Origin of the sequence: Devosia sp., assembly GCF_035944845.1 — a bacterium.
Taxonomy (GTDB): domain Bacteria; phylum Pseudomonadota; class Alphaproteobacteria; order Rhizobiales; family Devosiaceae; genus Devosia_A.
On sequence record NZ_DASZAW010000109.1, the window covers coordinates 16,416 to 40,906 of the forward strand.

Here is a 24,491-nt window from a genome sequence, read left to right on the forward strand (position 1 = left end):
CCGAACCCCGTTTTGCTTATGCTGGAAATTGCGCGCCCCTATTAACCCTAGAGGGTGACGGGGGCAAGTCAGCCGTAGGTCCTAACGGCCCGATCTGCAGGGATTGCATGGCTTGCCCATGGTCTAGGCTGGTTGAACCGCTTCACCTCGGTGCGGCGCGCCGAGATAGTCGGCCGACTGCATCTCGATCAGCCGCGACACGCAGCGCGCAAACTCGGCTTTGGTCTTGTCGTCCTGTCCCAGTTCGTCGAGCGGCACGGCAAAGCTCGCGGCGAGCTTGGCGCCGCGATCATAGAGCGTATCGACGAGCAGTATGAAGCGCTTGGCGGCATTCGAGCGCAGACGGTCGAACTGCGGCACATGGTCGATCATCACGGCGTCGTACGCATGGCTGAGCTTCAGATAGTCCCGCGCCCCCAGCGGCTGCTCGCACAATTGGGTGAACGTAAAGCGCGCCGCGCCCATCGCCGCCCGCGGCACCGGAATGGTGCGGCCGAGCGAATGGAGTTCCGCCGGCTCGCCCGGCACCCCACCGGTGAGTTTCAGCCACAGCCGGTCCATCGCCGCGTCCACCTCGGGCCCGACACCGAACTGGTACACGGCCTCGCCTTCGAACTTCAGCCGCCGATAATCGGTCGGCCCGTCGAGCTCGACGATTTCGGCATGCTGCTTCAACTCGGCGATGAACGGCAGCACCAGCTGCCGGTTGAGGCCGTTCTCATAGAGATCGTCCGGCCGGGTGTTGGAGGTCGCAACGATCGTCACCCCGGCAGCGAACAGCCTGTCGAACAGCCGTCCCAGCAGCATGGCATTGGTGATGTCCTGCACCTGGAACTCGTCGAGGCAAAGCAGCCGCACCTCCTCGAGCAGCGGCTTCACTACCGCCGCGACCGGATCGGCAGTCTCGGATTTGCCCTTGCTGGATTTGCGGAACGCCGCAATCGCCTCATGCATTTCGTCCATGAACTCATGGAAATGCACCCGCCGCTTCTTGGTCGTAGGCGCCAGCCCGTAGAACAGGTCCATCAGCATGGTCTTGCCGCGCCCGACCTGCCCGACGAGATAGGCCCCACGCACCGGTGCCGGTCCGCCGAACCACCCGCTGAGAAAGCCGCGCGAAGCGTTGTGTATCGCGAGTTCGGCAGCCACGCGATCGAGCGCTGCTGCAGCCTTGAACTGCAATGGATCGGGAGTGAGCGCGCCAGCCTTGGTCAGCGCGCTCAGTCTGTCGGTTACTGGTGTGCTGGCGTGCCCCCGCCTCATCGAGCGTGCTCAGCCAAAGCGATATCGCTTTGGCGCTTCGAGCGCGCGACCAGAACAGCTTCTGGCCAAGTCAGCCGACCATCGTGATGCCCTGGCCACCTGCCAGGGTGCCGATGAACTGGCTGCCGCTGAGGATCAGCGAGGCGACGATGTCGCCATTCTCGTCGAACAGTTGCACCTGGTTGCCCACCAGTTGCCAGCTCGCCACCACCTTCAGCCCGTTGAGCCCGCAGCCCGGCGTCGAAGCGCGATAGCGCGAGGTTCCGGATTTCGCCGTCTGGGTGAGATTGAGCTTGCACTGCTCGGCGCCCGACACCACGGTCCAGCCGCCCAGCAGCTTTTCGACCGTCAAGCCGGTGGTGAGATCACGCCCCGAGGCCTGCGGCACCGAGCCGAGCGTGGTGAACGAACCATCGGCATTGGCGACCTGTGCCGGCTGCCCAAGTTGGCCCGGCGCCGGTTGGCCGCCCGGGATCAGCGGCGCCGGCTGCGCCAGCGAGGCCTGCTGCACCGTGCTGCCCGGCAAGGCATTGAGGTCCGAGCTCGCCACCGACGAGTTCTGGATCGGGGTGATGGTCTCACTCGAGGCGATGCTGCTCGTGGTCACGCCGCTCGAGGCGCAGCCGCTCACAACGAGCGCCAAAGCACCTGCCACAGCCATGGAAACGCCAGCGCGTCTCGAACTCATCATCGGCCCTGCTCCGCCAGATGGTTAAGAATTGGTGACCGGCGATACAGCGTCAAAGGCAAACCCGTCAACCGCCAAGGCCCCGCTTTCCTATGCGGCGATCAATGTGGCGGAGTTAGGGAGTGGGGCTGGCCTTCCATAGGGGAGGTGAGCCAGGACTCTGTTCTCGATATTCTCGATCGTGCCCCGCGCACCGGCGGAGCACCTCCCCCCTTGTGGGGGAGGATGGGAGGGGCCGTCTGCCTCAGTCAGCGCTTCACCATCTCCGCCACGAGCGCCTCGGTGAGGATCTTGCCATCCGCGGCTTCCTCTTCCGGCAGCTCGATCGGGATACCCTTGGGCCCGTAAACGCCGGCGAGTCCGGGCAGGCCGTGCTCGCCGCCTTCCCTCGGATGAAAGCCATGCGCCTTCAGCGCTGCGATCAGCACGCGGGCGACGGACGGATCCTCGATTTCGGCGACGGTTTCGAACAGCTTATGCAAACTCCCTGACTTGAGCTTCGCCTTCAGGCGAACTCGCGCGTCACCATCATCTGTTTGATCTCGGCGATTGCCTTGGCCGGGTTGAGCCCCTTGGGGCAGACCTTGGCGCAATTCATGATGGTATGGCAGCGATAGAGCTTGAACGGATCCTCGAGGTTGTCGAGCCGCTCCTCGGTCGCCTCGTCGCGGCTGTCGATCAGCCAGCGATAGGCCTGCAGCAGCACGGCCGGCCCGAGATACTTCTCGCCGTTCCACCAGTAGGAGGGGCACGAGGTCGAGCAGCAGGCGCACAGGATACACTCGTAGAGGCCATCCAGCTTGGCGCGGTCGTCCCGGCTCTGCAGCCACTCCTTTTCCGGCGTCGGCGTCGTGGTTTTGAGCCACGGCTCGATCGAGCGATGCTGGTCGTAGAAGGTGGTGAGGTCCGGCACCAGGTCCTTGATGACAGGCATATGCGGCAGCGGATAGACGCTGATATGGCCGGCGAAATCGTCCATGCCCTTGGTGCAGGCGAGCGTGTTGGCGCCGCCGATATTCATCGAGCACGAGCCGCAGATGCCTTCGCGGCACGAACGGCGCAGCGTCAGCGTCGGATCGACCTTGTTCTTGATCCACAACAGCCCGTCCAGCACCATCGGACCGCAATCGTCGAGATCGACGAAATAGGTGTCGAGACGTGGGTTCTCGCCGCTGTCCGGATCGTACCGGTACACCCGATATTCCTTGAGCCGCGTTGCCCCGGCGGGCTTCGGCCAGGTCTTGCCCGGCATGATCTTGGAGTTTTTGGGGAGCGTCAGTGCAACCATGGTCTTACCCTACAACTTTGCACGTCTTCAGCGCCGCCGCGGAGGTGTTGGTCACCGCCATCACGTCATTGGCGCTCACATTGCCGATCACCGCGGGATCGAACAGCTTGCCCGGGTCGGTCTGGGCATACGTCGCGAGCTTCATCAGCTCCGGCTTCAGTTTACTCGACAATTCCTTGGCGTAGCACTGGCAGCTTTCCGCCGTGGCGCCCGGCACCTTCGAGCAGGCATCGGCCACCACCTGCGCATCCGCCGACAGCCCCCCGCAACCGGTGAGCCAGAGTGTCGCAAACGCGCCGGCGACCAATCCGATAGCTTTCTTTGACAGCAGCGACATCGGCGATACCTCAGTAGTTCGGCTTGCAGATCTGGTTCGATTTGGCCACGTAGGTGTTATACGCCGAGTACTGGCCTTCCGGCGGCGACTTGCCCTTCATCGAGGCGATCACCATCGCCATGAACTCGCTGTCGATCAGCGTCATCGCCGCATCGGCCTTGCACGAACAGAGCGCATCGTCCTGCGCGATGCCCATGCAGGTCTTGTAGAAATCGGCCTTCTGCGCCTCGCTCGGCGCTGCCGCCTGCGCCCCGCCCGCCATCAGCCCCAGCGCTGCCAGCGCCACCAATACCCGCTTCATCATTCGCCCCGTTTCACTCACCGCAATTGTTTGCGGATCATCAGTTTCAACCCCGACCAGATGTCGCTGACCGCGGCCACCTTGATATCGACCAGGCCGATCGGCAGCACCACCTCGCGGATCACATCCTCGGTGATATCGGTTGCGACCCTCGACGCCTTCTTCGGCCACGAGATCCAGATCACCCCATCACGCGTGATCGCCTGCATCAGCGCCCGCGCATTATCCTCGAGCACGCCGCGCGATGCGGTGAAGCCGTGGATGAAATCCCAGCCGGTGCCGCCGCGCCAGTTGTCCCACCCGGCGTCACGAACTTCGACAAAATCCCGCGCCGTCTTCAGCTCCCCAAGCTCATCCGGCAAGCCGACAAACAGCGCGCGCTGCCCATCCTTGAGCCCCAGCTTCTGCGGCAACGGCGTGCCCGAATAGCCGGGGGTTGCGCTCATGACGAAGTCCCGCCCACCGGCAACGCTTCCAGCCGATGAGCATACCCTGCACGGGCGAAGCGCTTCGTGAGCTCTATGTCCCGTGTGGCAATAGTTGCGTCGAGCGATTCCGCCAGCGCCAGGTAGACACAGTCATAGACCGGGTGTCCGATTTCTATTGCCAACTCAAGGGCACGGTAGCTGAGGTCGGCGGTGACCGTGGCTACGTTCAGCACCTCGCCGATCCGTCGCAACCCAGCGAACGCTTGATCCTCCTTCACCTCGCCGAGCGCCACTTTCTTGCGCAGCGCGTTGGCCACTTCGACGAGCAGCAGGTCGGGGGCGTGTAGGTCTCGCACAACGAGAACGGATTCGGCTTCCGACTGACCATCAGCCTCTGGAGCAATCCACTGCAGTGCCACCGAGGCATCAACGACGATCACCGGTCTCGATCTTCCCTGATCAGCTGCACCGAGCTGGTTTGCTTTACCCCTGGCGGCGTCATGGCGCGTATCCTGCGAAACTCGGCGATAATTGCCTGCCGATCCCCCGAGGACCCAGAACCGACGTTGCGCTTCAGGATCTCACGCGCCTCGGCGTCTACGCCGTGACCATGCGCTTCCGCCTGGCGGCTCAACGCCTCCATCGTTTCGCGGTCCAGATCGACCGTCAGTTTGTCGTCCATTTCCGCCTCCATGATCGGTTCGCCGATCATACAAGACCGTAAAGCCTCAATACACCCGGGCCTTCGGCGCGATCTTCTTCAGCGAAATCCCGCCCTCGCTTTCCGGTGTCAGCGGGTCGACATGCACCGGGCGGTAGCCGAGGTCCACTTTGCCCGCATCATTGATCCAGCTCAGCGTGTGTTTGCGCCACTCGACGTCGTCGCGGTTCGGATAGTCCTCGTGCGCGTGGGCGCCGCGGCTTTCGTGCCGGGCTTCGGCGGAGACTACCGTGGTCGCGGCGCAGGCCATCAGGTTCTCGAGCTCCAGCGTTTCCACCAGATCCGAGTTCCAGATCATCGAACGATCGGAAACCTTGAGATCGCCAAGTTCGCCGTAGAGGGCAGTGATGCGCTCGACGCCCGACTTCAGCGATTCCGAGGTGCGGAACACCGCGGCGTCTTCCTGCATGATACGCTGCATCCTGTCGCGCACCTCAGCCGTCGGCGAAGCGCCGTTGGCGTGCCGCAGCCGGTCGAAGCGGGCGAGGATGCGCTCGTCTTCCGACGCGCGGATCGCCGGCACCATCGAACCCTTGTCCACCACCTTGGCTGCCCTGAGGGCCGCTGCCCTCCCGAACACCACGAGGTCGGTGAGCGAGTTCGAGCCGAGCCGATTGGCGCCATGCACCGAGGCGCAGGCCGCTTCGCCCGCCGCCATCAGCCCCGGCACCACGCGGTCCGGATCGCCTTCGGTCGGGTTCAGCACCTCGCCGTGATAGTTCGCGGGGATGCCGCCCATATTGTAGTGCACCGTCGGCAGCACCGGGATCGGCTCGCGCGTCAGGTCGACGCCGGCAAAGATCTTTGCCGATTCCGTGATGCCCGGCAGACGCTCGTGCAGCACCTTGGGATCGAGATGGTCGAGGTGGAGGAAGATGTGATCCTTCTTCGGTCCGACGCCGCGGCCCTCGCGGATTTCGATAGTCATGCAGCGCGAAACCACGTCGCGGCTCGCCAGGTCCTTGGCGTTGGGGGCATAGCGCTCCATGAACCGCTCGCCCTCGGAATTGGTGAGATAACCGCCCTCGCCGCGCGCCCCCTCGGTGATGAGGACGCCCGCGCCGTAGACGCCGGTGGGGTGGAACTGCACGAACTCCATGTCCTGCAGTGGCAGCCCGGCTCGCGCCACCATGCCGTTGCCGTCGCCGGTGCAGGTATGGGCCGAGGTCGCCGAGAAATATGCCCGGCCATAGCCGCCGGTCGCCAGCACGACCAGCTTGGCGCGGAAGCGATGCAGCGTGCCGTCATCGAGCTTCCAGGCCACTACGCCCTGGCACGAGCCATCGGCGCCCATGATCAGGTCGAGCGCGAAATACTCGATGAAGAACTGCGCGTTGTTCCTGAGCGATTGGCCATAGAGCGTGTGGAGGATGGCGTGGCCGGTGCGATCGGCTGCGGCGCAGGTGCGCTGCACCGGCGGGCCGTCGCCGAATTCGGTCATGTGGCCGCCGAACGGCCGCTGATAGATCGTCCCCTTTTCGGTGCGCGAGAATGGCACGCCGTAGTGCTCGAGCTCGTAGATCGCCGCCGGCGCCTCGCGCGCCAGGTATTCCATGGCGTCGTTGTCGCCCAGCCAGTCCGACCCCTTGACGGTGTCGTACATGTGCCACTGCCAGCTGTCGGGGCCCATATTGCCCAGCGACGCGGCGATGCCGCCCTGTGCCGCCACTGTGTGCGACCGGGTAGGGAATACCTTGGTGATGCAGGCGGTGTTGAGCCCCTGCTCGGCCATGCCGAGCGTCGCGCGCAACCCGGCGCCGCCAGCCCCGACGATGACCACGTCGAATTCGTGGTCGATGATCTCGTAAGCGGCCATGCGGCTTAACCCCAGAAGACGAGCTTGGCGATGGCGCCCAGCGCCACCACGAAGAAGAAACCGACGAACAGGTTGTTGGCGAGCATCGCCCAGCCATGTTCGCCCTTGTCGAAGTAATCCTCGACGGTGTCGCGCATGCCGTTGCGCATATGGATCGAGACGTTGACCACCAGCAGCGCCAGCCCGATCGCGACGAACGGGTTGCGCGCGAGCTCGATCATCTCGGCCGGCGCCCGGCCGGCGAGGCTCACCACGAACCAGATGATGAAGAGCGAGAACACGATGTTGATCGCGCCGGTGATGCGCTGGGTGATGAAGTGCCGCGTCGAGGCCTTGGCTCGGCCGTAACGGGTCGCCGGGTTCTGGATCTGCGCCCGCGTGGGTTTGCCGAGAACGCTCATTTGAACCACACGAAGATTGCCCAGACGATCAGCGTCACGAGGATCGAAGCCCCGAGCTGGATCCGTACCGCCAGCTCGCGGCCCGCCGGGTCCATGGCCTTCGCCGTATCCCAGACGAAATGCCTGATACCGCCGAACATGTGGTGGAACAGCACCCAGGTGTAGCCGAACAGCACCAGCTGCCCCAGCCACATGCCGAACAGCCAGGTGACGAACTCGAAGAACCCGCCGCCGATCGCCGCGCCCACCAGCCACAGCACCAGCAGCAGGGTGCCGCCATAGAGCGCTATGCCGGTCGCGCGGTGCACGATCGACATCGTCATGGTCAGGGTAAAGCGGTAGATCGAAAGATGCGGGGAAAGCGGCCGTGAAAAAGGAGCCATGCTAGTCTCGCGCCTCGCCCGCCGGGAGAAGGCCGGGCGCTCCAGTTTGGAATGGTTCGAGACTTCTAGCGGCGCTTTGCGCGGAGGTCAAAGGCTCTGCTTATGCGCAGCATTGCACTTTAGTGCCGCCATGCGCTGAGCGCATCACTTGGTGGCGAGCACCTGCGGCGCGGCCCGCAGCGCTTCGAGTGTGAGCAACAGGCTCAGCACTCGCTCGCTGCTGGGTCCGGACACCACCGGGGTGGCGGACGAAAGCGTGGTCGAAGCGATCAGCCTCTGGCTGTCTTCGGCCAGGACATCCCGCACCAGGTTGCCATTCATCGCGAGCATCGCGAGTGCAATGACGGTTCCTGCTGCGAGTCTGCCCATCTCTTTCGTCCTTGTTGCGGGCGATCTCTGTGTTCGAGATTTCCGCTGCTTGAGGAGACTTCTAGCTGGCTCTGGTTGGCCCTGTGCTGAAGCCGCTATTCACAATCGGTTCAGCAACGCATGATCTGTGTGCCGGTTCCCGAAGGAGAAATGACGTGAACGAGAAAGTGCGGGTGCTGGGCGAAGAAGTGCTCTCCAACAACTGGGGGCTGGTAAAGAAGACCACCATCGAGCTCAAACGCCGCAATGGCGAATGGCAGCGCCAGGTCCGCGAAACCTACGATCGCGGCGATGGCGCCGGGGTGCTGCTCTACAACCGCGCCCGGCGCACCGTCATCCTCACCCGCCAGTTCCGCTTCCCGGTTTTCGCCCACGGCGAGCCGGGTACGCGTGGCGACCTGGGTACGCGTGGCGACCCGGGCTGGCTGATAGAAGTCGTCGCCGGCAAACTCGATGGCGACCACCCGGTGACCACGGCGAAGAAGGAAGCCGAAGAAGAGTCCGGCTACCGCGTCCATGACGTCGAGCTGGTGCTGAGCGCCTACATGAGCCCCGGCTCGGTCACCGAAAAACTCTCGCTGTTCCTCGCCGAATACGACGCGGACTCGAAAGTCTCTGCTGGCGGCGGCCTCGAAGATGAAGGCGAGGACATCGAAGTGCTGGAACTCGGCATCGACGCCGCGCTCGAAATGATCGCATCAGGCGAAATCGCCGACGCCAAAACCATCATGCTGCTGCAGCACGTGCGGTTGAAGGGGATAATTTGAGGGGTCGTGCTACTTCTCACTGGGTCATTCCCGCGAAAGCGGGAACCTCTGTTTGCGGAGTCTGCGGCAGGCACTGAAAACAGAGTTCCCCGCTTTCGCGGGGATGACTCCGTGGTAGCCGTTAGGTCATGAGCACAAGCGGACGGTTTTTCGTCTACATCCTTGCCAGTCGAAAGTACGGCACGCTGTACACAGGTGTGACCGGTGACTTGCCCGTCCGCATCTACATCCACCGCGAAGACCTGATCCCGGGTTTCTCATCCCGGTATCACGTTCACAAGCTGGTCTACTTCGAACAGCACGACGACCCTTACAACGCGATCATGCGCGAAAAGCAGGTCAAGAAATGGCTGCGAGCCTGGAAGATCGAACTGATCGAGAAGGAAAATCCCAACTGGGATGATCTCTATGATGGGTTGTTCGGGTAACTCTCGGCTGCCCACCCAACAAGCCCACCCACCGGGTCATTCCCGCGAAAGCGGGAACCTCCGTTTGCGGAGTTTGCAGCACGCTCAGAAAACAGAGTTCCCCGCTTTTGCGTGGATGACATCGTGGGTGGAGTTACCCCAAGAGGCTCATTTCGCCATCACCGCAAACGGATCGGCATCCACGTCCAGCGTCGCAAAGCCCTCGGGCAGCTTCACGGTGAATTCGGCGCCGGTTTCGCGCGGGTCGAGCATCAGCATCGACAGCATCTGTGCCTTGGCCAGCGACGGCGCGGGTTTGGTGGCGCCGACCTGCGGCTGGCTGGCGAACACCGCGAGCGGCAGCGCCAGGGCGACAAGTCCGGCGGCGGCGACAATCAGCTTGATCTGCATTTTCGGGACCTCAGAACCTGGCGCAACCCAGCGCGTTTGTTGTCCCCTTCTAGCTCCACCCGTCCGAACCCGCCTTGAACCCCTCGTTCATGTTCGGTTTAGCGCTCGCCGCGCAGCACTCTGGCCTCCGGCAGCTTCAGGTACGCCTCCGGCACCGGCTGCGCGAAGTAATCCATGGTGAACTCTTCGCCGAGCTCCACCGCCCGGCCGCAGCGCATGTGCCGGCCGTCGGGGTCGATCACCACGTTGGGGTCGGAGGAATGGTTGATCAGTCCGTAACTGGTGCGGAGGGGGCGGACCAGCAGCAGCTCGGGCGTCACGGCGTTCCACTCCAGCGTTTCGAGCACTTGCGGGAAGCGTTCCCATTCGACCAGTTGCCCGTCGAGCTCCGCCAGCAGTTCGCCGGCCTTGCGCGCCCGGCTGCTGAACAGCCCGCGCCCGGCGATCCGGCTCGGCCCCACCACCGCGTCGGCGACGGTCGGCACGAACGCCCCGTCGCCGAGAAACACTTCGGTGAAGCTGTCGATATGCACGTTCACTTTGCCGCCTCCTCGAGCAGTCCGCTGAGTTCCTCCGGCATGTCGATCGGCACGTCGTGACCGCATTTGACTTCGCGAACCGTCCAGCCGGGCTGCCCGCGAAACCCATCTGCAATAGCCTGGAAGCCGTTCCAGCCGGTGGCGACGATATAGGTCTTGGTGGGGACCGCCTTGTAGGCACCTGTGACCTTCAGCCGCTCGGTGAGCGTCGCCGTCGGCTGCGGTGTCGCCTTGCTCTCGACCCAGGCCCGATCGGCCTCGTCGAGGTAGTCACCCGGCGAGGACGGTGGACACTCGGTCAGCTGGCCACTGAGCTCCCAGCCCGGCGCGAAATCTGTGAACCCCTGCCCATCTTCCGGGACGAACGCATCGAGATAGACGATCGAGCGCACCTTCTGGCCCAGCCGCTCCACCGCCCCGGTGGCGACGATCCCGCCATAGGAGTGCGCCACCAGCACGATGTTTTCGAGATCGTTCCACAGCACCTCGTTGACGATGTCGTCGATATGCGTCGTCAGCGTTATCGGCAGCCCGTTGAGGTGCGAGCGCTCGGCCAGCCCGCTCAGCGTCGGCACATGCACTTTGTGGCCCCGCGCCCGCAGCCGGTCGGTGACCCGCACCCAAGACCAGCTCCCCGTCCAGGCTCCATGCACGATCACGAACGTCGCCATATCGTTCCTCCAATGATTGTGTTTTGCAAGTGATTGCGTTCTACAACCAAAGCTTGTATTTTGCAACCATGGAAATCTCCGATGCGCCTGCTCACCGCTCCGGCTGCCCGATCAACCTCGGTCTCGAGGTGTTCGGCGACAGATGGAGCCTGTTGATCGTTCGCGACATGATGTTTTCGGGAAAGCGGCATTTCCGCGAGTTCCTCGCCTCGGACGAGGGCATCTCGACCAACATCCTCGCCGACCGGCTGGCGAAACTCGTCGATGCAGGCGTGCTGACCCGCGCCGACGATCCCACCCACAAGCTGAAGGCGATCTATTCACTGACCGAGATGGGGATCGAGCTCTTGCCGATCGTGGCTGAGATCAGCCGCTGGAGCCGCAAGTATCAACCGGTCGATCCGGCAATGGCGGCGACCGGCGAGGCGCGCGACCGCGGCGGGCCGGGGGCGGTTGCCGCCCAGATGGAAGCGCTGCGGCGCATCCACCTGAACGACGGAGCTTAGCGCGGATCAGGCTTGCCTGGCCTGAGGCGCGGCAAATCGAAAGACCTAGACGTAATCGACGAGCTTCTTGTCGGGATCGTAGGGCTGCTCGCTGACCACTTTGGTCACCGCCTGCCCGCAAACCATCTTCTTGTTCATTGCGTCATACGCATAGCTGGCAGAACCGTGCAGCACCCAGCCCTCGCTCAGAGCCTTCGTAACCTTATGGCAGAAAGCGGAATCGTCCTCCCCCGAGAGGAACCGATAGATCAACATGCACTACTCCTTTTGCTCGCCCTCTTTGCCCCGGGCGATTGAAATTGCGTCCACTTACCGCTAATCCGCTGCGGTATGGATCGGTTTCCAGCATTTTTGCTCGACGGCTACAAGTCGTTCATGTCCGACCGTTACGACCCTGAACAGGGCCGTTACCGGGAATTGGCTGACCGGGGGCAATCCCCGACCACCATGATCATCGCCTGTTGCGACAGCCGCGCCGCCCCCGAGACGATCTTTTCGGCCGGGCCGGGCGAGATGTTCGTGTTGCGCAACGTCGCCAACCTCGTGCCCCCGTTCCAGCCCGATGGCGGCCAGCACGGCACCTCTGCCGCCATCGAGTTCGCCGTCGCGGCGCTCGAGATTTCCAACATCGTGGTAATGGGGCACGGCCGCTGCGGCGGCATCAAGGCGGCCCTCGCCCCCGATGCCAGCCCGCTCGCGCAGGGCGATTTCATCGGCAAGTGGATGGCGATGCTCGCCCCGGTATCCGAGGAAGTGTCGAAATACACGCTGCTGACCAACAAGGAGCGCCAGACCATGCTGGAGCGCTTCTCGATCCGCAACTCGATCAATAACCTGCGCACCTTCCCCTATGTGAAGCGTCTCGAAGACGAAGGCAAACTCGCCATCCACGGCGCCTGGTTCGACATTTCGACCGGCGAGCTCTGGGTGATGAACGACGACGGCGACTTCTACCGGCCGGACGCTTGACGGTAAGCCGATAGGGGTCTGTCTCAGTCAGCGCCTCGCCACCAATAGCGCACGTCCGGCAACCGCGCCTCGTTGCCGGCGCCATCCGTCTCTTCCACAACGACGAACCCCTGCGCCTCATAGAACGCCCGCGCCGCCGCATTCTGCGCAAAGCACCACAGCGTCAGTTCCGGGTTGCGCGACTTGGCATCGGCGAGCAACGCCGACCCCACGCCACCCCGCCGCACCCCGGGATCGAGGTAGAGCTGAGTGATCCAGCCCTCATGCTCGGCCATGAAGCCCAGCAACTGTCCCTCGCGCACGGCCAGCGTTACCCGCTGCTCGCCGATCAGCACGGTTCTCACGAACCACAGATCCTCGTCCGCCGTGTGCAGTTCGGGCAAAAAGCTCAGCACGGCGCGCGAGCGGCGGAACAGCGCGGCAATGGCGGGCGCATCTGCGGCGGTGGCGCGCCTCAGCTCAATCATGCCGACCTTCGCCTGAGCAAACGCGGCCCGAACACGTTGAGCAGCAGCCCGCCGAACACCAGCACGCTACCGATGACTTCCACTCCGGTGATCGCCTCGCCGAGAAACAGCGCCGCACCGGCGATCCCCGCCACCGGCACGAACAGCGCGAACGGCGCCACCTGGCTGGTCGCGTAGCGGCTCAACAACCACGCCCAGGCGCCGAAGCCGAACAGCGTCGCGATATAGGCCATGAAGGCGATCGAGCCGATCCCCTTCAGCGTCAGTTGCTCCATGGCAAGCGGGATCGCCCCCGGCCCCTCGAGCAGCAGCGAGGCCAACAGCAGCGGGATCGGCGGGATCAGTGCCGACCACACCACGAACCCCAGCATGTCGATCCGTCCCGCCGCTTTCCCCGCCATATTGCCCAAGCCCCAGCAGCCGGCCGCCGCGATGGTCAGGAGCAGCGGCAGCAAAGCCGCCCCCTCCAGCCGGTCGACCGCGATCACCCCGATCCCCGCCAGCGCCACCGCCGCCCCGCCGAGCTGTGCGATGCTCGGTCGCTCGCCGAAAAACGCGAAGGCGAGAAAGATGGTGAAGAACACCTGCAGCTGGATCACCAGCGAGCTCAAGCCCGCCGGCATGCCGAGTTTGATGGCAAGAAACAGCAGCCCGAACTGCCCCACCCCGATGGCAAAGCCATAACCGATGAGCAGCGGCCAGCCCACCGCCGGCCGTTTGACGAAGAACACCGCCGGCAACGCCGCAAACACATAGCGCAGCGCCGTCAGCAGCAGCGGCGCTACCTCGTCGACGCCCCAGCGGATGGCAATGAAGCTCAGCCCCCAGACGACGGCGACCGAGAGGGCGAGGACGATGTGACGGATGGGCATGGGGGCATGTTCCAGGTTACCAGGGCGCCGTTCCTCGCTCCTGCTCGGACCGCACATGGCCAGGCGATGTGATACCCCCTCATCCGCCCTCGGGCACCTCGCGGCGGGGGCTACGCCCTCGTCCGCTGACCTCAAGGGGAGAAGGCGATAGAACCGAGGACTCTAAGTCGGGGTGCCTTCTCCCCTTGAGGGAGAAGGTGGCGCGTAGCGCCGGATGAGGGGTACGCGCAGCGAAGCGTAGCGCGCTACGAGCGGAGCGAGGAGCGACAACCCCCGGCGCCGGCAGCCCTCAGGCCGCCTTCTGCTCCACCAGCCGCCGCTCGATCAGCGTCTCGAGGATCTGCACGGTGTTGAGCGCCGCGCCCTTCCTGAGATTGTCGCTCACCACCCAGAGGCTGAGCCCGTTCTCGACGGTCACGTCTTCGCGGATCCGGCTGACATAGGTGTCGTATTCGCCGGCCGCTTCCACCGGCGTCGCGTAGCCGCCGGCCTCGCGCTTGTCGATCACCGAAATGCCCGGTGCGTCACGCAGTGCCTCGCGTGCCTCATCAGCCGAAATCGGGTTGGCGAATTCGAGGTTCACCGCTTCGGAGTGGCCCACGAACACCGGCACGCGTACGCAGGTGGCGGTGAGCTTGATCTTGGGGTCGAGGATCTTCTTGGTCTCGGCCACCATCTTCCACTCTTCCTTGGTGTAGCCATCCTCCATGAACACATCGATGTGCGGGATGACGTTGAAGGCGATCTGCTTGGTGAACTTCCTGGGTTCGGGCTTGTCGTTGACGAACACGCCCTTGGTCTGGTCCCACAGCTCGTCGACGCCATCCTTGCCGGCGCCGGAAACCGACTGGTAGGTCGCGACGACCACGCGCTTGATCGTCGCCAGGTCATGCAGCGGCTTCAGCGCTACCACCAATTGCGCGGTCGAGCAGTTCGGGTTGGCGATGATGTTCTTGCGATCATTCTTCGCCATGTATTCGTCGAGCACGTGCGCGTTCACTTCCGGCACCACCAGCGGTACATCGGCGTGGTAGCGCCAGAAGCTCGAGTTATCGACCACGATGCAGCCGGTCGCCCCGATCTTTTCGCCATACTCCTTGGCGATCGACGAGCCGGCGCTCATCAGCGCGAAATCGACGCCCTTGAAATCGAAATGCTCGAGGTTCTGCACCTTGAGCCGCTTGTCGCCATAGCTGATCTCCTGGCCCTGCGAGCGGGCGGAAGCCAGTGCGATCACTTCCGAGGCGGGAAACTTCCGCTCGGCGAGGATGTTGAGCATTTCCCGGCCCACATTGCCTGTGGCCCCGACGACGGCGACGCGATAACCCATTTTGGAAAGTCCTCTTTGCCTTCATTTCCCCCGCGCTGGACCAGTTCGGTCCGCGGCACATGGCATCCGGCCGCTCCCCGGCGGGAGTTGCCCGGGGATCGGCTCAGGGGGTTTTGGTGGTTTTGGTCGCCGCAGCAACGACCACACGGAGACCCACGGTCTCCGTTTTGACCATTGCGATGTAGTGGGTCTTGCGCATCCCGCAACCCGATCCTTCTGTCCGGCGCCGCGTTTCTACGCCGAAATCGCAAATAGTCAATCACCTATAGGCAATCGCCTACGCGAGTAGGGTTCGGAGCACGCCGGGCGGGCCCCACCCACTGGGTCATCCCCGCGAAAGCGGGGACCTCCGTTTGCGATGGTGCGGCTGGCGAGAAAACAGAGGTTCCCGCTTTTGCGGGAAGGACCCGGTGAAAGGATCGCACCCTGTTCACCGCCTCAACCACCGTGTATCTCCCACCTCATGCAACATTACGACGTGATCATCCTCGGCGCCGGCGCGGCTGGCCTCATGGCCGGCATCGAAGCCGGCAAGCGCGGCCGCTCGGTGCTGGTGCTCGACCATGCCAGGAATGCCGGCGAAAAGATCCGCATCTCGGGCGGCGGGCGCTGCAACTTCACCAATATCAACGCCACGGTGAAGGCCGGCCGCGATCGCTTCCTCTCCAGCAACCCGCGCTACGCCTTCTCGGCCCTGTCCCGCTACACACCCGAGCATTTCATCGCGCTGGTCGATCAGTACGCCATCCCATTTCACGAAAAGACCCTGGGTCAGCTGTTCTGCGACGGCTCCAGCCAGCAGATCGTCAACCTGCTGCTGAGCGAGCTGAAGAAGGCCAAAGCCAACCTGCTGCTCGATACCGAGATCGACGGCGTCAGCCATGCCGATGGCAGCTTCACCGTGATGACGGCAAGCGAAACGCTGATCGGCAAATCGCTGATCGTTGCCACCGGCGGCAAATCCATCCCCAAGATGGGCGCCACCGGCCTCGCCTATCAGCTGGCCACCCAGTTCGGCCTGAAGGTCACCGACACCCGCCCGGCCCTCGTGCCGCTGACGTTCGAACCGCGCATCCTCGAGCGCCTCGCGCCGCTTTCCGGTATCGCCGTCGACCCCACCCGCATTTCGGTGAACAAGAAAAGCTTCGACGAAGCCATGCTGTTCACCCATCGCGGCCTTTCCGGTCCGGCGATCCTGCAGATCTCGAGCTACTGGCGCGAGGGCGACGCCATCGTCATCGACCTGTTCCCCAATGGCGACCTCGGCGACATCCTCCGCCAAGCGCGCACCGCCACTCCCAAGCTGCAGCTGCAGACCGTATTGGCACAGCACCTCGCCAAGCGCCTTGCCCAGATGCTGGCCGAAGAGATCGGCATCACCACCATGCTGGGCGACATGAGCGACAAGTCGTTCCAGAAGGTCGAGGACGCGCTGCGGCGCTGGACCATCAAGCCGACCGGCTCCGAGGGCTACCGCACCGCCGAAGTCACCCTCGGCGGCATCGACACCGATGGCCTCGACTCGACGACCATGCAGGCCCGTAACGTCCCCGGCCTCTACTTCATCGGCGAAGCGGTCGACGTCACCGGCTGGCTCGGCGGCTACAACTTCCAGTGGGCCTGGGCCTCCGGCTGGGCGGCCGGGCAGGTGGCCTGAGTCGAAGCTGGCGGGGCGGGCTCACTGCGCCAGCTCCCGCCTTCCTGCTGCCACCACGCTCCGCGTCAGTTCCGGCAACCGATCCGCGGCGAACCTGCTCACCTGCCAGTAGAGCGGCACATCCAGCGTTGCCCCCGGCACCACCTCGACCAGCCGGCCGGCGGCGAGGTGGTCAGCCACCAGTGACGCCGGGTTGAGCGCCCAACCGATCCCCGCCACACACGCATCGACGAAGCCCTGTGTGGAGGGCAGCCAGTGCGTCGGAAACGCCGCCGCCTCGCCGGTCACTTCCAGCACCCACCGCTGCTGCAATCGGTCCTTGTGATTGAAGGTCAGCGCCGGGGCCGCGCCCAGTGTCGTCGCCATCACGCCCTCGGCGAAGTGCCGCCTGACGAAGTCCGGGCTTGCCGTCGCCTGGTAGCGCAGCGCCCCCAGCGGCGTGACCCGGCAGCCCCGCACCGGTTCGCCGAACGAAGTCACCGCGGCCAGCACCCGTCCGCGCTCCAGCCACTCGGCCGTATGTCCTTCATCGTCGATCTCGATGTTCATCAGATGCGCGCTGGAACGGGTGAACGGCGCGATCGCCTTGAGGAACCAGGTACCGACACTATCGGCATTGGCTGCGACGCTGATCGTCACCCGCCGCTCCGCCGGCCCCCTGAGGCCCGGCATCTGCTGCATCAGTTCGCGCTCGAGCACCCCGACATGCTCGATGTGCCGACAGAGCCAGGCCCCCTTCTCGGTTGCCGTGCACGGGGTGCCGCGCTCGATCAGCACCACCCCCAGCCGCTCCTCGAGCTGCTTCACCCGCTGCGAAACGGCCGAGGGCGTCACGTTCAGCGCCCGCGCCGCCCGCTCGAAGCTGCCGGTCTGCACCACCATGGCCACGGCCTGTGCAGCGGGATAGTCGATCATCGGATCAGTTCCGCTAATTTCAGGTAGCGAAAGTTAACTGGAGTTAGCGCGGCACGCCAGCTACGGCACCCCCATGAACCTGCCAGTCTTCTTCGCCGGCCTCAGCATGGGCCTTGGTCTCATCGTCGCCATCGGCGCCCAGAACGCCTTCGTGCTGCGCCAGGGCCTCCGCAACGAACACGTCTTCGCCGTCAGCATCGCCTGCGCGCTCTCCGATGCCGTGCTCATCACGCTGGGCGTGACCAGCTTTGGCAAGGTCGCGAGCTGGCTGCCCTGGCTCGAACCGGTGATGCGCTATGGCGGCGCCGCTTTCCTTCTCTGGTACGGAACACGGAGCGCGCTCTCGGCGCTCCGCTCCGGCAATGCCTTGATCGTGGGCGCCTCGACCGCCCAGACCGGTCTCGCCACGACGCTCCTCGCCTGCCTCGCCATCACCTGGCTCAACCCGCATGTCTACCTCGATACCGTCGTGCTGCTCGGCACCGTCTCGACGCAGTTCGCCGGCGCCGAGGCCTGGTTCGCCGGCGGCGCCATTGTGGGCTCGTTCCTGTTCTTCTTCGCCCTCGGCTACGGCGCCACCCGGCTGCGCCCATTGTTCGCCAGGCCGCAAGCCTGGCGCCTCCTTGAAGCCGTCATCGCACTGGTCATGTGGGCGATCGCGTTGAAACTGCTGCTTGGCTGAGACTCAGAGCACGAAGCCGAGGAACCGCCCCGCCAGCAGCACCGTGGGCCACAGGAGGATCGAGACACAGGCCAGAGCCCGTTTGCCGGCCGGCTGCCGCAGCAGGCTGAAGGCCACGAAGTTGAGCCCGGCAAGGCCGATCAGCCCCATCTTGATCCAGAATAGCGGCATCCCAGCATACTCGGTCGCCCGTACTGCAAACATCAGGGCGCCGGTCAGCACCGCCAGCCCGAACGCACCGAGCGCCACGCGCCGCAACAGCCGGACGAACGGCTGCTCCTCGATGCTGCTGATCACCCCGACAATCCTGAGATCCATCAGCAGCACTGCCGTCACCAGCGCCCCGATGGCGAGGACATGCAGGGCGTTGACGATCGGGTAGGCGAAGAACGAGGTCTTCAGCGCCTTGATCAGCGCCAGTTGCTCGAGGCTGCCGAGCAGCGCCTCCACCTAGAGCGCTTTCAGGAAAAGGTGCAGACTTTTCCGGTTCGAAGGCGCAACAACATCAAAAATCTCGAGCATTTCGGCATTTCTCCCGAAACGGTGAAGTGCTCTAGTTCGCCGGCACGCGCGCGGGGTAGATATCGTACGCCTTGCCGCCCACGGTGATCCGTACCGCCTTCATCCGGTTCTCGTTCGGATCGAGCGACCGGTTGCCGAGCGCCACCACCTCGTCACCCGGCTTCACCGTCTCCTCGGTGAACCCCGCCGCCATGGTCGGCCCAGGCGGCGCCAGTTCTACCCGCCAGACCACCCCCTCGACCTCGAGGTCGAGTGTCGCGTGCGGGTTGCCGACGAACACCTCCTTGACGATTCCGGTGAGTTCGAAGAACCCGTCCTCGGTCCACGTCCAGCCATGGTGTGCCAATGCCGGCAGCACCGGCGCCGCGATCCCCAGCACCGCAGCCACCAGCAAAATGCGAAGTCTCCTCATCGGGACCTCCCTTGCCTTACCTGGACGCGAGCCTATGCCTGTCGCTGCGTCCCGACAACCGCCGGCTTCAGCCGCCATCCGCCTCGGCAAAGGTGATCCGGTTGCCCACCGGATCGATCACCGTGCATTCGAGCCCGCCCCATTCCGGTCGCTCCAGGCCGGGTCGGTTGTTCTTGTAGCGCTTGGCGATCAGCTCCGCCTGCAACTCGGCAACCCCGGTGCAATTGACCCGCACATGCACCCCGGGCGAACCGTCGCCGTGGTGTTCGGAGATGTGCAGCACGATGCCGTCGCGGCTTACCTGCATGTAGAGCGGCAGCCCCGGCTCGAAGCGATGTTCCCAATCCACCGTGAAGCCGAGCCAGTCGACATAGAACTCCCGCGCCTTGATCTCATCGAACGAGCGCAGGATCGGCACGGTCTGCAGATAGGTCAGCGGCATCGGCGTCATCCCTGGTTATGGCAAGACTCGCGGAAGTCTTATGGCAGCGAGGCTGTCCATCCGCTACCAATGGGGCCAACAGAGGGAGAAACATCATGGCAGAAAAGAAAATCCGCTGGGGCATCCTCAGCACCGCCAATATCGGGTTGAAGAAGGTCACGCCGGCAATCATGAAATCGCCGCTGAGCGAAGTGGTCGCCGTGGCCTCGCGTGATGTGAGCAAGGCCGAGGAATACATCGCCGAGCTCGGGCTCACCGGCAAGGCCAAGGCGCATGGCAGCTACGAGGCGCTGTTCGCCGACCCCAACGTCGATGCCATCTATAACCCGCTGCCCAACCACCTGCATGTGCCGATGACCCTGGCTGCGGCCAAGGCCGGCAAGCACGTGCTGTGCGAAAAGCCGATTGCGCTCAACGCCAAAGAGGCCGAGCAACTGCGGCAGTTGCCTGAGGGCATCGTCTTCCACGAAGCCTTCATGGTCCGCCACCACCCGCAATGGTTGCGGGCTCGCGAGATCGTCCGCTCGGGCGAACTGGGCGAACTCCGCACCGTGCGCGGCATTTTCGAGTATTTTCTCACCGACCCCACAAACGTCCGCAACCAGGCCGATATTGGCGGCGGCGGCATCTACGATGTCGGCTGCTACCCGATCACCGGCGCGCGCTTCCTGTTCGGCGCTGAACCGAAGCGCGCCGTGTCGCTGGTCGACCGCGACCCCCAGATGAAGACCGACCGCCTTGCTTCGGTCATCCTCGATTTCGGTGGCGGCAAACAGGCGAGCTTCGTCTGCTCCACCCAATCGGTCGGCCACCAGTCGCTCGAGGTAATCGGCACCAGGGGCCGCGTCGAACTGGTGATCCCGTTCAACGCTCCGGCCGATACCGCCACGGCGATCATCATCGACAACGGCTACTCGCCCGACGGCCATCTCAGCCGCCGCGAAATCTTCCCGCCCTGCGACCAGTATACCGAACAGGCCAACGCCTTCTGCCGCGCCATCCTCGACAACAAGCCGCTCGAATGGGGCGTCGAGGACGCCATCAAGTCGATGCAGGTGATCGACGCGGTGTTTGCCAGCGAAAAGACCGGCGCCTGGGCCAACGTCTAGGCTCGATCTCCCTGACGTCAGGCGCCGGGATAGCTCGGTGCGGGAAGAGCATCCCCCCACCCTGTCCCTCCCCCGCAAGGGGGGAGGAGACGCTCCCACCAGCGTTAGTGTTTTGGTCTCCCTCCCCCTTGCGGGGAGGGGACAGGGGTGGGGGTTTGTTTCCCGCACCGGCATTAACTGCAAGCCCGATGCCTACCGCCGCACCTCCGGCCCGACCAACCGCTCCACCAGCAACCGGATCCCCGGACCCACTTCTGCGCCATCCCGCGCCTTGCGCTTGATCCCCCAGGCCGCATCGAGCACCAGCCGGGTCAGCAGTTCGGGTTGGCCTGCTCCTGCCTTCCCCAACTCCTCGGCCACCATCGCGTCGATCTCGTCTTCGGTCGCCCGCACCTCGGGCCGCACCTTCTCGTGCTCGTCATAGAGCTCGTCGGCATGCGGCGATTGCCCCAGCAGCCGATCGATCGCCTCGTATTTGGCTGACAGCGCCGCTCCCAGCCGCACCACCACCGTGCCCTCGCCCTTGAGCGCCGCGACAAACCGCTCGTGCAGCTCCAGCATCAGCTCGGCGAGGATCGCCTCGAACACCGCGTTCTTGTCGCCGAAATACTTGTAGAGCGTCGGCTTGGCCACCCGCGCCTCGGCCGCGATCGCCTCCATCGAAGTGGCGCGCAACCCTTGCCTGAGGATCAGCCGCCGCGCCGCCGAAAGGATCTGCTCTCGCTTGTCGATATCAGCCACGCCGATTTTCCTCGCCCCCGCCTTGAACGAACTGAACGATATTCGTACATATCGTTCAGTTCAACGGAGGGATACCCAAATGTCCGACCAACCTGACCGCGTCCTCGTCACCGGCATTTCCGGCTTTCTCGGCGGCCACGTCGCCCTGCAACTGCTCGCGCAAGGCTATACCGTCCGCGGCTCGTTGCGCAGCCTCGAACGCGCTGAAAAGGTGAGGAAAACCCTCGCCGCCCACGGCGCCGATACCTCACGGCTGGAGTTCGTAGCGCTCGACCTGTTGAGCGACAAAGGCTGGGCCGAGGCCATGTCCGGGGTGCGCTACCTGCAGCACGTGGCCTCGCCCTTCGTCCTCGAAATGCCCAAGGACAAGAACGACCTGATCCGCCCCGCCGTCGAAGGCACGCGTCGCGCCGTCGGCGCCGCCTTCACAGCCGGGGTCGAGCGCGTCGTCGTCACCTCCTCGATCGCGGCCATCGCTTATGGTCACGACGACTATAGCCGCACCTTCACCACCGCCGACTGGACCAATACCGACAGCCCCAAGGTCAGCGCCTACGCCGAGTCGAAGCTGCGCGCCGAGCGCGAAGCCTGGGCCGTGGCCGACAGTTTCGGGGCTCGCGATCGCCTCGCCACCATCAACCCCGGCGCCATCCTCGGCCCGTTGCTCGATGAAGACGTCGGCACCTCGGGGCTTCTGGTGCAGCGCCTGCTCAATGGCTCGATTCCTGCTGCCCCCAAGATGAGCTTCTCGGTCATCGACGTCCGCGATGTCGCCGCCGCCCAGGTGGCGGCCATGACCGCGCCCACCGCCGGCGGCAAGCGACATATCCTCGCCGACCGCGAGATGAGCCTGTTCGAGCTGGCCACGGTGCTTCGCGCCGCCCTGCCGCAGGTCGCTGCCCGTGCTCCCCGCTTCGAACTGCCCAACTGGGTGGTCCGCCTCATGGGCTTGTTCGACCCGCAGATCGGCTCCAACACCGCCGAACTCGGCCATGTCAGGCGCGTCGACGGCAATAGCGGCCGCCTGCTGCTCGCCAGGCCCACCATCCCCGGCCCCGATGCCGCAGTGGCCACGGCCAGGAGCCTCGTCGACCAGCGTCTCGTCGCCTGAAAAAAGGACTGGTCCTCGGCGCGCGGATTGGCTAAGAAGCGCGCCATCGAAGCGGGGCTGTAGCTCAGTTGGGAGAGCGCATCGTTCGCAATGATGAGGCCAGCGGTTCGATTCCGCTCAGCTCCACCACTTCGATTGAAATCAAGGACTTAGCTAACGGTTTTGCTTGGTGGGACAACCAAGTGAGACATTGGCTTGTTCAATCCGACCTATCTCCAGCGTTCCCGTCACGGGATTTTCTATTTTCGCTGGACGCTCGCCCGCCCCTCTGAAGGCGATCAATCCACCTCCATAAGGCTCTCGCTTCGCACCCGCGAGCCCCGACAGGCATTGCAGCTCGCCATGCCACTCAGCTATCTGGCTCGCAACTTCACGATCAAAGGCCAGCGACACGGAATGGACCATAGGGCAACCTACAAGCAGTTCTGTGGAGGCACGCCGGACGAGGAAGCGCGGGCGAACGGCATCAATCGGCTGAACTACGGATCATTGGAGCCGGAGCAGCAGGAGGAGTTCAAGCGCATCATGCACGCGCAACAGGTATCGAATTGGGAGCTGCTGAACAGCCTAAGTCCTGATGGACAGGCATCGTTCTGCCAAGGCCTCAATCATACTGTGACGACGATCGTCGTTGCGTTTGTGCAGGCTCATCCGCTGCTCTTTGAAACTGTCGAACCTGCGCTCCCGAAGCCGATCGACATGAATAGCGAGCGCTTCCGCTACAGTGCTGCCCTCCTGGAAGGGCTGTATGTCGGCAAGCTAACCGTGCTGGAGCCGATAGTTCAGGCTGACATCGACCGCATAAGAGCCGAGAGCCATGACGTTCAGACCTTTGAACGGCGTCTGACTAGGTTCCCTGATCTCTACGAGGCAATGCGCTGGGAACTCAATCGGCTAGAGGTACAGCTAGGTCACATGGACGACCCCGCTGGTTGCTACGGGCCGAACATTGAGAACTGGCTGCAGGCAACAGGATGCAGCTAGACCAGCAGCTCTACACGTACCTTCACCATCGACTGTCCCGTGTTCCGAAAATAAACAGATCTTGCCTGTCGGCGGATCAGACAGGAATCGGTCGCCCGGTTGCTCATGCGCTGCTCGCTGGCTAGACGCGCACCCTCAACGGCTCTGGATAGCCAACGCGTTCGCGAAGCCTGTTGCTGACCGCCTGAGGCGATTTGGCGGCCCACCTGCACCCAGCCCTATAGTCCCCATGCGACTAGAGCGGCCTCTGCCTGCGCCGGACGATCCCGAATTCGAATGATCGTCTGTCGTGTGAGGTTCGTCTCCTTCGCTATGTCCGACGGTCCTTTGCCCTGGCTGACCATGTCCTGCACCAACCGAACATCCTCACGGTCGTAGCTCGGCTTCCTGCCTCGGTAGTTATCGACTGTGGTATCCGCCCTTGCATGTTCGATCCCTGCCTTCTGCGCCTCTTTGGTGGCTTCAGCCTGCGCCTGTGCCGTAGCAGCCATGAAGGCAATCAAGGCATCCCGCACTGCCTGCTGGATCGGATCGGTCGTCGCACCGTCGAACGTCATGTTGTTGATGACAGTCCTAACCGTGACACCCTTGGCTAGAAACTCCTGAATGGTATCGCACACATCCCGGTAGTTTCGTCCCAGCCGATCAACCCAGCGCACAACCAGCGTGTCGCCTCGTCTGAGCATATCGAACAAGCGCTTGCCTTCGGTCCTGTCCCTAAGCCTTGTACTAAGGCCGGACACGCCATGATCGGCTACAACCTGATCAATCTTGAAGCCAGCCTGCCGAGCTTGTGTCTCCTGGTGCTCTATCGTCTGGTCGGCTGTGGAGACACGGGCATATAGGATCGTCTGCATGGTACATACCTTAGGTGTACATATGGGTTATGTACGTTAGTATGTCTGTCCGTTAGGTAATGTCAACCCTTATGGACATACCTAGTGCAGGCGTCTGGTATGTACTCTAGGGTATACCTATATGG

Annotated in this window: 34 protein-coding genes, 1 tRNA gene and 1 pseudogene; 10 read left to right on the forward strand and 26 right to left on the reverse strand. The window is 63.9% G+C overall.

The features are described 5' to 3' along the window. Positions 1-123 precede the first annotated feature (123 nt). The 13 genes from zapE to VGV07_RS21280 all read right to left on the reverse strand — a co-directional run bounded on the left by zapE (position 124) and on the right by VGV07_RS21280 (position 7,995). A complete protein-coding gene (gene zapE, locus VGV07_RS21220; protein ID WP_326870731.1) occupies positions 124-1,263 on the reverse strand; it encodes a cell division protein ZapE in 1,140 nt (379 codons plus the stop codon). A 70-nt stretch (positions 1,264-1,333) separates the two neighbouring features. Then, positions 1,334-1,870 carry an AprI/Inh family metalloprotease inhibitor gene (locus tag VGV07_RS21225; RefSeq protein WP_326870732.1) on the reverse strand — a complete coding sequence of 179 codons (537 nt, stop codon included), beginning with the start codon at positions 1,868-1,870 and terminating at the stop codon, positions 1,334-1,336. Between the two features lie 329 nt (positions 1,871-2,199). Further along, positions 2,200-2,433: a hypothetical protein gene (locus VGV07_RS21230; RefSeq protein ID WP_326870733.1), complete on the reverse strand. Its 234-nt coding sequence runs from the start codon at positions 2,431-2,433 to the stop codon at positions 2,200-2,202. A gap of 23 nt (positions 2,434-2,456) precedes the next feature. After that, a complete protein-coding gene (locus tag VGV07_RS21235; protein WP_326870734.1) occupies positions 2,457-3,239 on the reverse strand; it encodes a succinate dehydrogenase iron-sulfur subunit in 783 nt (260 codons plus the stop codon). A 4-nt stretch (positions 3,240-3,243) separates the two neighbouring features. Next, a complete protein-coding gene (locus VGV07_RS21240; RefSeq protein ID WP_326870735.1) occupies positions 3,244-3,576 on the reverse strand; it encodes a hypothetical protein in 333 nt (110 codons plus the stop codon). Positions 3,577-3,586: 10 nt separating this feature from the next. Next, a complete protein-coding gene (locus tag VGV07_RS21245) occupies positions 3,587-3,877 on the reverse strand; it encodes a hypothetical protein (protein WP_326870736.1) in 291 nt (96 codons plus the stop codon). A 17-nt stretch (positions 3,878-3,894) separates the two neighbouring features. Further along, on the reverse strand, positions 3,895-4,323 hold the full coding sequence (locus VGV07_RS21250; protein WP_326870737.1) for a DUF3052 domain-containing protein: 429 nt from the start codon (positions 4,321-4,323) through the stop codon (positions 3,895-3,897). Beyond that, positions 4,320-4,745, reverse strand: a complete 426-nt coding sequence (locus VGV07_RS21255) for a type II toxin-antitoxin system VapC family toxin (protein ID WP_326870738.1) — start codon at positions 4,743-4,745, stop codon at positions 4,320-4,322. Before VGV07_RS21255 ends, VGV07_RS21250 begins: the two co-directional genes overlap by 4 nt. After that, the gene (locus VGV07_RS21260) at positions 4,742-4,987 is read right to left on the reverse strand and encodes a FitA-like ribbon-helix-helix domain-containing protein (RefSeq protein ID WP_326870739.1); all 246 of its coding nucleotides are present in this window, start codon (positions 4,985-4,987) and stop codon (positions 4,742-4,744) included. Before VGV07_RS21260 ends, VGV07_RS21255 begins: the two co-directional genes overlap by 4 nt. A gap of 46 nt (positions 4,988-5,033) precedes the next feature. Further along, positions 5,034-6,842, reverse strand: coding sequence for a succinate dehydrogenase flavoprotein subunit (gene sdhA / locus VGV07_RS21265; RefSeq protein ID WP_326870740.1), 1,809 nt, complete (start codon positions 6,840-6,842; stop codon positions 5,034-5,036). Between the two features lie 5 nt (positions 6,843-6,847). After that, positions 6,848-7,243, reverse strand: coding sequence for a succinate dehydrogenase, hydrophobic membrane anchor protein (sdhD, locus tag VGV07_RS21270; RefSeq protein WP_326870741.1), 396 nt, complete (start codon positions 7,241-7,243; stop codon positions 6,848-6,850). Next, entirely contained in the window at positions 7,240-7,626 is a 387-nt protein-coding gene (gene sdhC / locus VGV07_RS21275; protein WP_326870742.1) for a succinate dehydrogenase, cytochrome b556 subunit, read from the reverse strand. The genes sdhD and sdhC overlap by 4 nt, the downstream gene beginning before the upstream one ends. A 144-nt stretch (positions 7,627-7,770) precedes the next feature. Then, positions 7,771-7,995, reverse strand: coding sequence for a hypothetical protein (locus VGV07_RS21280; protein ID WP_326870743.1), 225 nt, complete (start codon positions 7,993-7,995; stop codon positions 7,771-7,773). Between the two features lie 155 nt (positions 7,996-8,150). Between VGV07_RS21280 and VGV07_RS21285 the strand changes: the two genes are divergently transcribed. Next, positions 8,151-8,762 (forward strand): NUDIX domain-containing protein, encoded by a 612-nt coding sequence (locus tag VGV07_RS21285; protein ID WP_326870744.1) that lies wholly within the window; start codon positions 8,151-8,153, stop codon positions 8,760-8,762. Positions 8,763-8,890: 128 nt separating this feature from the next. Continuing rightward, entirely contained in the window at positions 8,891-9,190 is a 300-nt protein-coding gene (locus VGV07_RS21290) for a GIY-YIG nuclease family protein (protein WP_326870745.1), read from the forward strand. Between the two features lie 147 nt (positions 9,191-9,337). Here the strand turns inward: VGV07_RS21290 and VGV07_RS21295 are convergent, their stop codons facing one another. The 3 genes from VGV07_RS21295 to VGV07_RS21305 all read right to left on the reverse strand — a co-directional run bounded on the left by VGV07_RS21295 (position 9,338) and on the right by VGV07_RS21305 (position 10,790). Further along, positions 9,338-9,580 carry a hypothetical protein gene (locus VGV07_RS21295; protein ID WP_326870746.1) on the reverse strand — a complete coding sequence of 81 codons (243 nt, stop codon included), beginning with the start codon at positions 9,578-9,580 and terminating at the stop codon, positions 9,338-9,340. A 98-nt stretch (positions 9,581-9,678) separates the two neighbouring features. Continuing rightward, complete coding sequence (locus VGV07_RS21300) at positions 9,679-10,119, reverse strand: SET domain-containing protein (RefSeq protein ID WP_326870747.1); 441 nt, start codon at positions 10,117-10,119, stop codon at positions 9,679-9,681. Continuing rightward, positions 10,116-10,790, reverse strand: a complete 675-nt coding sequence (locus tag VGV07_RS21305) for an alpha/beta hydrolase (protein ID WP_326870748.1) — start codon at positions 10,788-10,790, stop codon at positions 10,116-10,118. The genes VGV07_RS21300 and VGV07_RS21305 overlap by 4 nt, the downstream gene beginning before the upstream one ends. A gap of 68 nt (positions 10,791-10,858) precedes the next feature. Between VGV07_RS21305 and VGV07_RS21310 the strand changes: the two are divergent. Further along, positions 10,859-11,287, forward strand: a pseudogene (locus VGV07_RS21310) (winged helix-turn-helix transcriptional regulator); the annotation flags it as partial. Positions 11,288-11,341: 54 nt separating this feature from the next. Here VGV07_RS21310 and VGV07_RS21315 read toward each other — a convergent pair. Next, positions 11,342-11,551, reverse strand: coding sequence for a DUF1737 domain-containing protein (locus tag VGV07_RS21315; RefSeq protein ID WP_326870749.1), 210 nt, complete (start codon positions 11,549-11,551; stop codon positions 11,342-11,344). A 75-nt stretch (positions 11,552-11,626) separates the two neighbouring features. Here VGV07_RS21315 and VGV07_RS21320 point away from each other — a divergent pair, with 75 nt between their 5' ends. Beyond that, positions 11,627-12,265, forward strand: coding sequence for a carbonic anhydrase (locus VGV07_RS21320; RefSeq protein ID WP_326870750.1), 639 nt, complete (start codon positions 11,627-11,629; stop codon positions 12,263-12,265). A 23-nt stretch (positions 12,266-12,288) separates the two neighbouring features. Here the strand turns inward: VGV07_RS21320 and VGV07_RS21325 are convergent, their stop codons facing one another. The 3 genes from VGV07_RS21325 to VGV07_RS21335 form a co-directional block, all read right to left on the reverse strand. Then, complete coding sequence (locus VGV07_RS21325; RefSeq protein WP_326870751.1) at positions 12,289-12,732, reverse strand: GNAT family N-acetyltransferase; 444 nt, start codon at positions 12,730-12,732, stop codon at positions 12,289-12,291. Then, a complete protein-coding gene (locus tag VGV07_RS21330; protein ID WP_326870752.1) occupies positions 12,729-13,604 on the reverse strand; it encodes an EamA family transporter in 876 nt (291 codons plus the stop codon). Before VGV07_RS21330 ends, VGV07_RS21325 begins: the two co-directional genes overlap by 4 nt. Positions 13,605-13,893: 289 nt before the next feature. After that, entirely contained in the window at positions 13,894-14,934 is a 1,041-nt protein-coding gene (locus tag VGV07_RS21335) for an aspartate-semialdehyde dehydrogenase (RefSeq protein ID WP_326870753.1), read from the reverse strand. A gap of 463 nt (positions 14,935-15,397) precedes the next feature. Here VGV07_RS21335 and VGV07_RS21340 point away from each other — a divergent pair, with 463 nt between their 5' ends. Then, complete coding sequence (locus VGV07_RS21340; RefSeq protein WP_326870754.1) at positions 15,398-16,591, forward strand: NAD(P)/FAD-dependent oxidoreductase; 1,194 nt, start codon at positions 15,398-15,400, stop codon at positions 16,589-16,591. Positions 16,592-16,612: 21 nt separating this feature from the next. Here VGV07_RS21340 and VGV07_RS21345 read toward each other — a convergent pair whose 3' ends face one another. Next, positions 16,613-17,506: a LysR family transcriptional regulator ArgP gene (locus tag VGV07_RS21345; protein WP_326870755.1), complete on the reverse strand. Its 894-nt coding sequence runs from the start codon at positions 17,504-17,506 to the stop codon at positions 16,613-16,615. A gap of 73 nt (positions 17,507-17,579) precedes the next feature. Here VGV07_RS21345 and VGV07_RS21350 point away from each other — a divergent pair, with 73 nt between their 5' ends. Next, positions 17,580-18,188 (forward strand): LysE/ArgO family amino acid transporter, encoded by a 609-nt coding sequence (locus tag VGV07_RS21350; RefSeq protein ID WP_326870756.1) that lies wholly within the window; start codon positions 17,580-17,582, stop codon positions 18,186-18,188. Positions 18,189-18,191: 3 nt separating this feature from the next. Here VGV07_RS21350 and VGV07_RS21355 read toward each other — a convergent pair whose 3' ends face one another. The 3 genes from VGV07_RS21355 to VGV07_RS21365 form a co-directional block, all read right to left on the reverse strand. Then, entirely contained in the window at positions 18,192-18,638 is a 447-nt protein-coding gene (locus tag VGV07_RS21355; protein ID WP_326870758.1) for a hypothetical protein, read from the reverse strand. Positions 18,639-18,741: 103 nt separating this feature from the next. Beyond that, entirely contained in the window at positions 18,742-19,122 is a 381-nt protein-coding gene (locus VGV07_RS21360) for a DUF6152 family protein (RefSeq protein WP_326870759.1), read from the reverse strand. Positions 19,123-19,189: 67 nt separating this feature from the next. After that, on the reverse strand, positions 19,190-19,564 hold the full coding sequence (locus VGV07_RS21365; protein ID WP_326870760.1) for a glyoxalase superfamily protein: 375 nt from the start codon (positions 19,562-19,564) through the stop codon (positions 19,190-19,192). 95 nt (positions 19,565-19,659) lie between these two features. Here VGV07_RS21365 and VGV07_RS21370 point away from each other — a divergent pair, with 95 nt between their 5' ends. Next, complete coding sequence (locus VGV07_RS21370; protein ID WP_326870761.1) at positions 19,660-20,673, forward strand: Gfo/Idh/MocA family oxidoreductase; 1,014 nt, start codon at positions 19,660-19,662, stop codon at positions 20,671-20,673. Between the two features lie 192 nt (positions 20,674-20,865). Here the strand turns inward: VGV07_RS21370 and VGV07_RS21375 are convergent, their stop codons facing one another. Further along, positions 20,866-21,414: a helix-turn-helix domain-containing protein gene (locus tag VGV07_RS21375; RefSeq protein ID WP_326870762.1), complete on the reverse strand. Its 549-nt coding sequence runs from the start codon at positions 21,412-21,414 to the stop codon at positions 20,866-20,868. A 79-nt stretch (positions 21,415-21,493) separates the two neighbouring features. On the opposite strand from VGV07_RS21375, the gene VGV07_RS21380 reads away from it, so the two are divergent. The 3 genes from VGV07_RS21380 to VGV07_RS21390 all read left to right on the forward strand — a co-directional run bounded on the left by VGV07_RS21380 (position 21,494) and on the right by VGV07_RS21390 (position 23,509). Beyond that, complete coding sequence (locus VGV07_RS21380; protein ID WP_326870763.1) at positions 21,494-22,525, forward strand: NAD-dependent epimerase/dehydratase family protein; 1,032 nt, start codon at positions 21,494-21,496, stop codon at positions 22,523-22,525. Positions 22,526-22,578: 53 nt separating this feature from the next. Continuing rightward, a tRNA-Ala gene (locus VGV07_RS21385) sits at positions 22,579-22,654 on the forward strand. Positions 22,655-22,720: 66 nt separating this feature from the next. Then, positions 22,721-23,509 carry a hypothetical protein gene (locus tag VGV07_RS21390; protein WP_326870764.1) on the forward strand — a complete coding sequence of 263 codons (789 nt, stop codon included), beginning with the start codon at positions 22,721-22,723 and terminating at the stop codon, positions 23,507-23,509. Positions 23,510-23,727: 218 nt separating this feature from the next. Here VGV07_RS21390 and VGV07_RS21395 read toward each other — a convergent pair whose 3' ends face one another. Then, positions 23,728-24,366: a recombinase family protein gene (locus tag VGV07_RS21395; RefSeq protein ID WP_326870765.1), complete on the reverse strand. Its 639-nt coding sequence runs from the start codon at positions 24,364-24,366 to the stop codon at positions 23,728-23,730. Between the last annotated feature and the right edge of the window lie 125 nt (positions 24,367-24,491).

Coding starts and splice junctions, on each gene's coding strand:
- VGV07_RS21340 (WP_326870754.1), top strand. CDS start 15,398: ATGCAACATTACGACGTGATCATCCTCGGCGCCGGCGCGGCTGGCCTC.
- VGV07_RS21380 (WP_326870763.1), top strand. CDS start 21,494: ATGTCCGACCAACCTGACCGCGTCCTCGTCACCGGCATTTCCGGCTTT.
- sdhD (WP_326870741.1), bottom strand. CDS start 7,243: ATGAGCGTTCTCGGCAAACCCACGCGGGCGCAGATCCAGAACCCGGCG.
- VGV07_RS21325 (WP_326870751.1), bottom strand. CDS start 12,732: ATGATTGAGCTGAGGCGCGCCACCGCCGCAGATGCGCCCGCCATTGCC.
- VGV07_RS21345 (WP_326870755.1), bottom strand. CDS start 17,506: ATGATCGACTATCCCGCTGCACAGGCCGTGGCCATGGTGGTGCAGACC.
- VGV07_RS21260 (WP_326870739.1), bottom strand. CDS start 4,987: ATGGACGACAAACTGACGGTCGATCTGGACCGCGAAACGATGGAGGCG.
- VGV07_RS21365 (WP_326870760.1), bottom strand. CDS start 19,564: ATGCCGCTGACCTATCTGCAGACCGTGCCGATCCTGCGCTCGTTCGAT.
- VGV07_RS21320 (WP_326870750.1), top strand. CDS start 11,627: ATGGATCGGTTTCCAGCATTTTTGCTCGACGGCTACAAGTCGTTCATG.
- sdhA (WP_326870740.1), bottom strand. CDS start 6,842: ATGGCCGCTTACGAGATCATCGACCACGAATTCGACGTGGTCATCGTC.
- VGV07_RS21330 (WP_326870752.1), bottom strand. CDS start 13,604: ATGCCCATCCGTCACATCGTCCTCGCCCTCTCGGTCGCCGTCGTCTGG.
- VGV07_RS21280 (WP_326870743.1), bottom strand. CDS start 7,995: ATGGGCAGACTCGCAGCAGGAACCGTCATTGCACTCGCGATGCTCGCG.
- VGV07_RS21290 (WP_326870745.1), top strand. CDS start 8,891: ATGAGCACAAGCGGACGGTTTTTCGTCTACATCCTTGCCAGTCGAAAG.
- VGV07_RS21245 (WP_326870736.1), bottom strand. CDS start 3,877: ATGAAGCGGGTATTGGTGGCGCTGGCAGCGCTGGGGCTGATGGCGGGC.
- zapE (WP_326870731.1), bottom strand. CDS start 1,263: ATGAGGCGGGGGCACGCCAGCACACCAGTAACCGACAGACTGAGCGCG.
- VGV07_RS21335 (WP_326870753.1), bottom strand. CDS start 14,934: ATGGGTTATCGCGTCGCCGTCGTCGGGGCCACAGGCAATGTGGGCCGG.
- VGV07_RS21235 (WP_326870734.1), bottom strand. CDS start 3,239: ATGGTTGCACTGACGCTCCCCAAAAACTCCAAGATCATGCCGGGCAAG.
- VGV07_RS21305 (WP_326870748.1), bottom strand. CDS start 10,790: ATGGCGACGTTCGTGATCGTGCATGGAGCCTGGACGGGGAGCTGGTCT.
- VGV07_RS21240 (WP_326870735.1), bottom strand. CDS start 3,576: ATGTCGCTGCTGTCAAAGAAAGCTATCGGATTGGTCGCCGGCGCGTTT.
- VGV07_RS21370 (WP_326870761.1), top strand. CDS start 19,660: ATGGCAGAAAAGAAAATCCGCTGGGGCATCCTCAGCACCGCCAATATC.
- VGV07_RS21250 (WP_326870737.1), bottom strand. CDS start 4,323: ATGAGCGCAACCCCCGGCTATTCGGGCACGCCGTTGCCGCAGAAGCTG.
- VGV07_RS21350 (WP_326870756.1), top strand. CDS start 17,580: ATGAACCTGCCAGTCTTCTTCGCCGGCCTCAGCATGGGCCTTGGTCTC.
- VGV07_RS21360 (WP_326870759.1), bottom strand. CDS start 19,122: ATGAGGAGACTTCGCATTTTGCTGGTGGCTGCGGTGCTGGGGATCGCG.
- VGV07_RS21295 (WP_326870746.1), bottom strand. CDS start 9,580: ATGCAGATCAAGCTGATTGTCGCCGCCGCCGGACTTGTCGCCCTGGCG.
- VGV07_RS21395 (WP_326870765.1), bottom strand. CDS start 24,366: ATGCAGACGATCCTATATGCCCGTGTCTCCACAGCCGACCAGACGATA.
- sdhC (WP_326870742.1), bottom strand. CDS start 7,626: ATGGCTCCTTTTTCACGGCCGCTTTCCCCGCATCTTTCGATCTACCGC.
- VGV07_RS21315 (WP_326870749.1), bottom strand. CDS start 11,551: ATGTTGATCTATCGGTTCCTCTCGGGGGAGGACGATTCCGCTTTCTGC.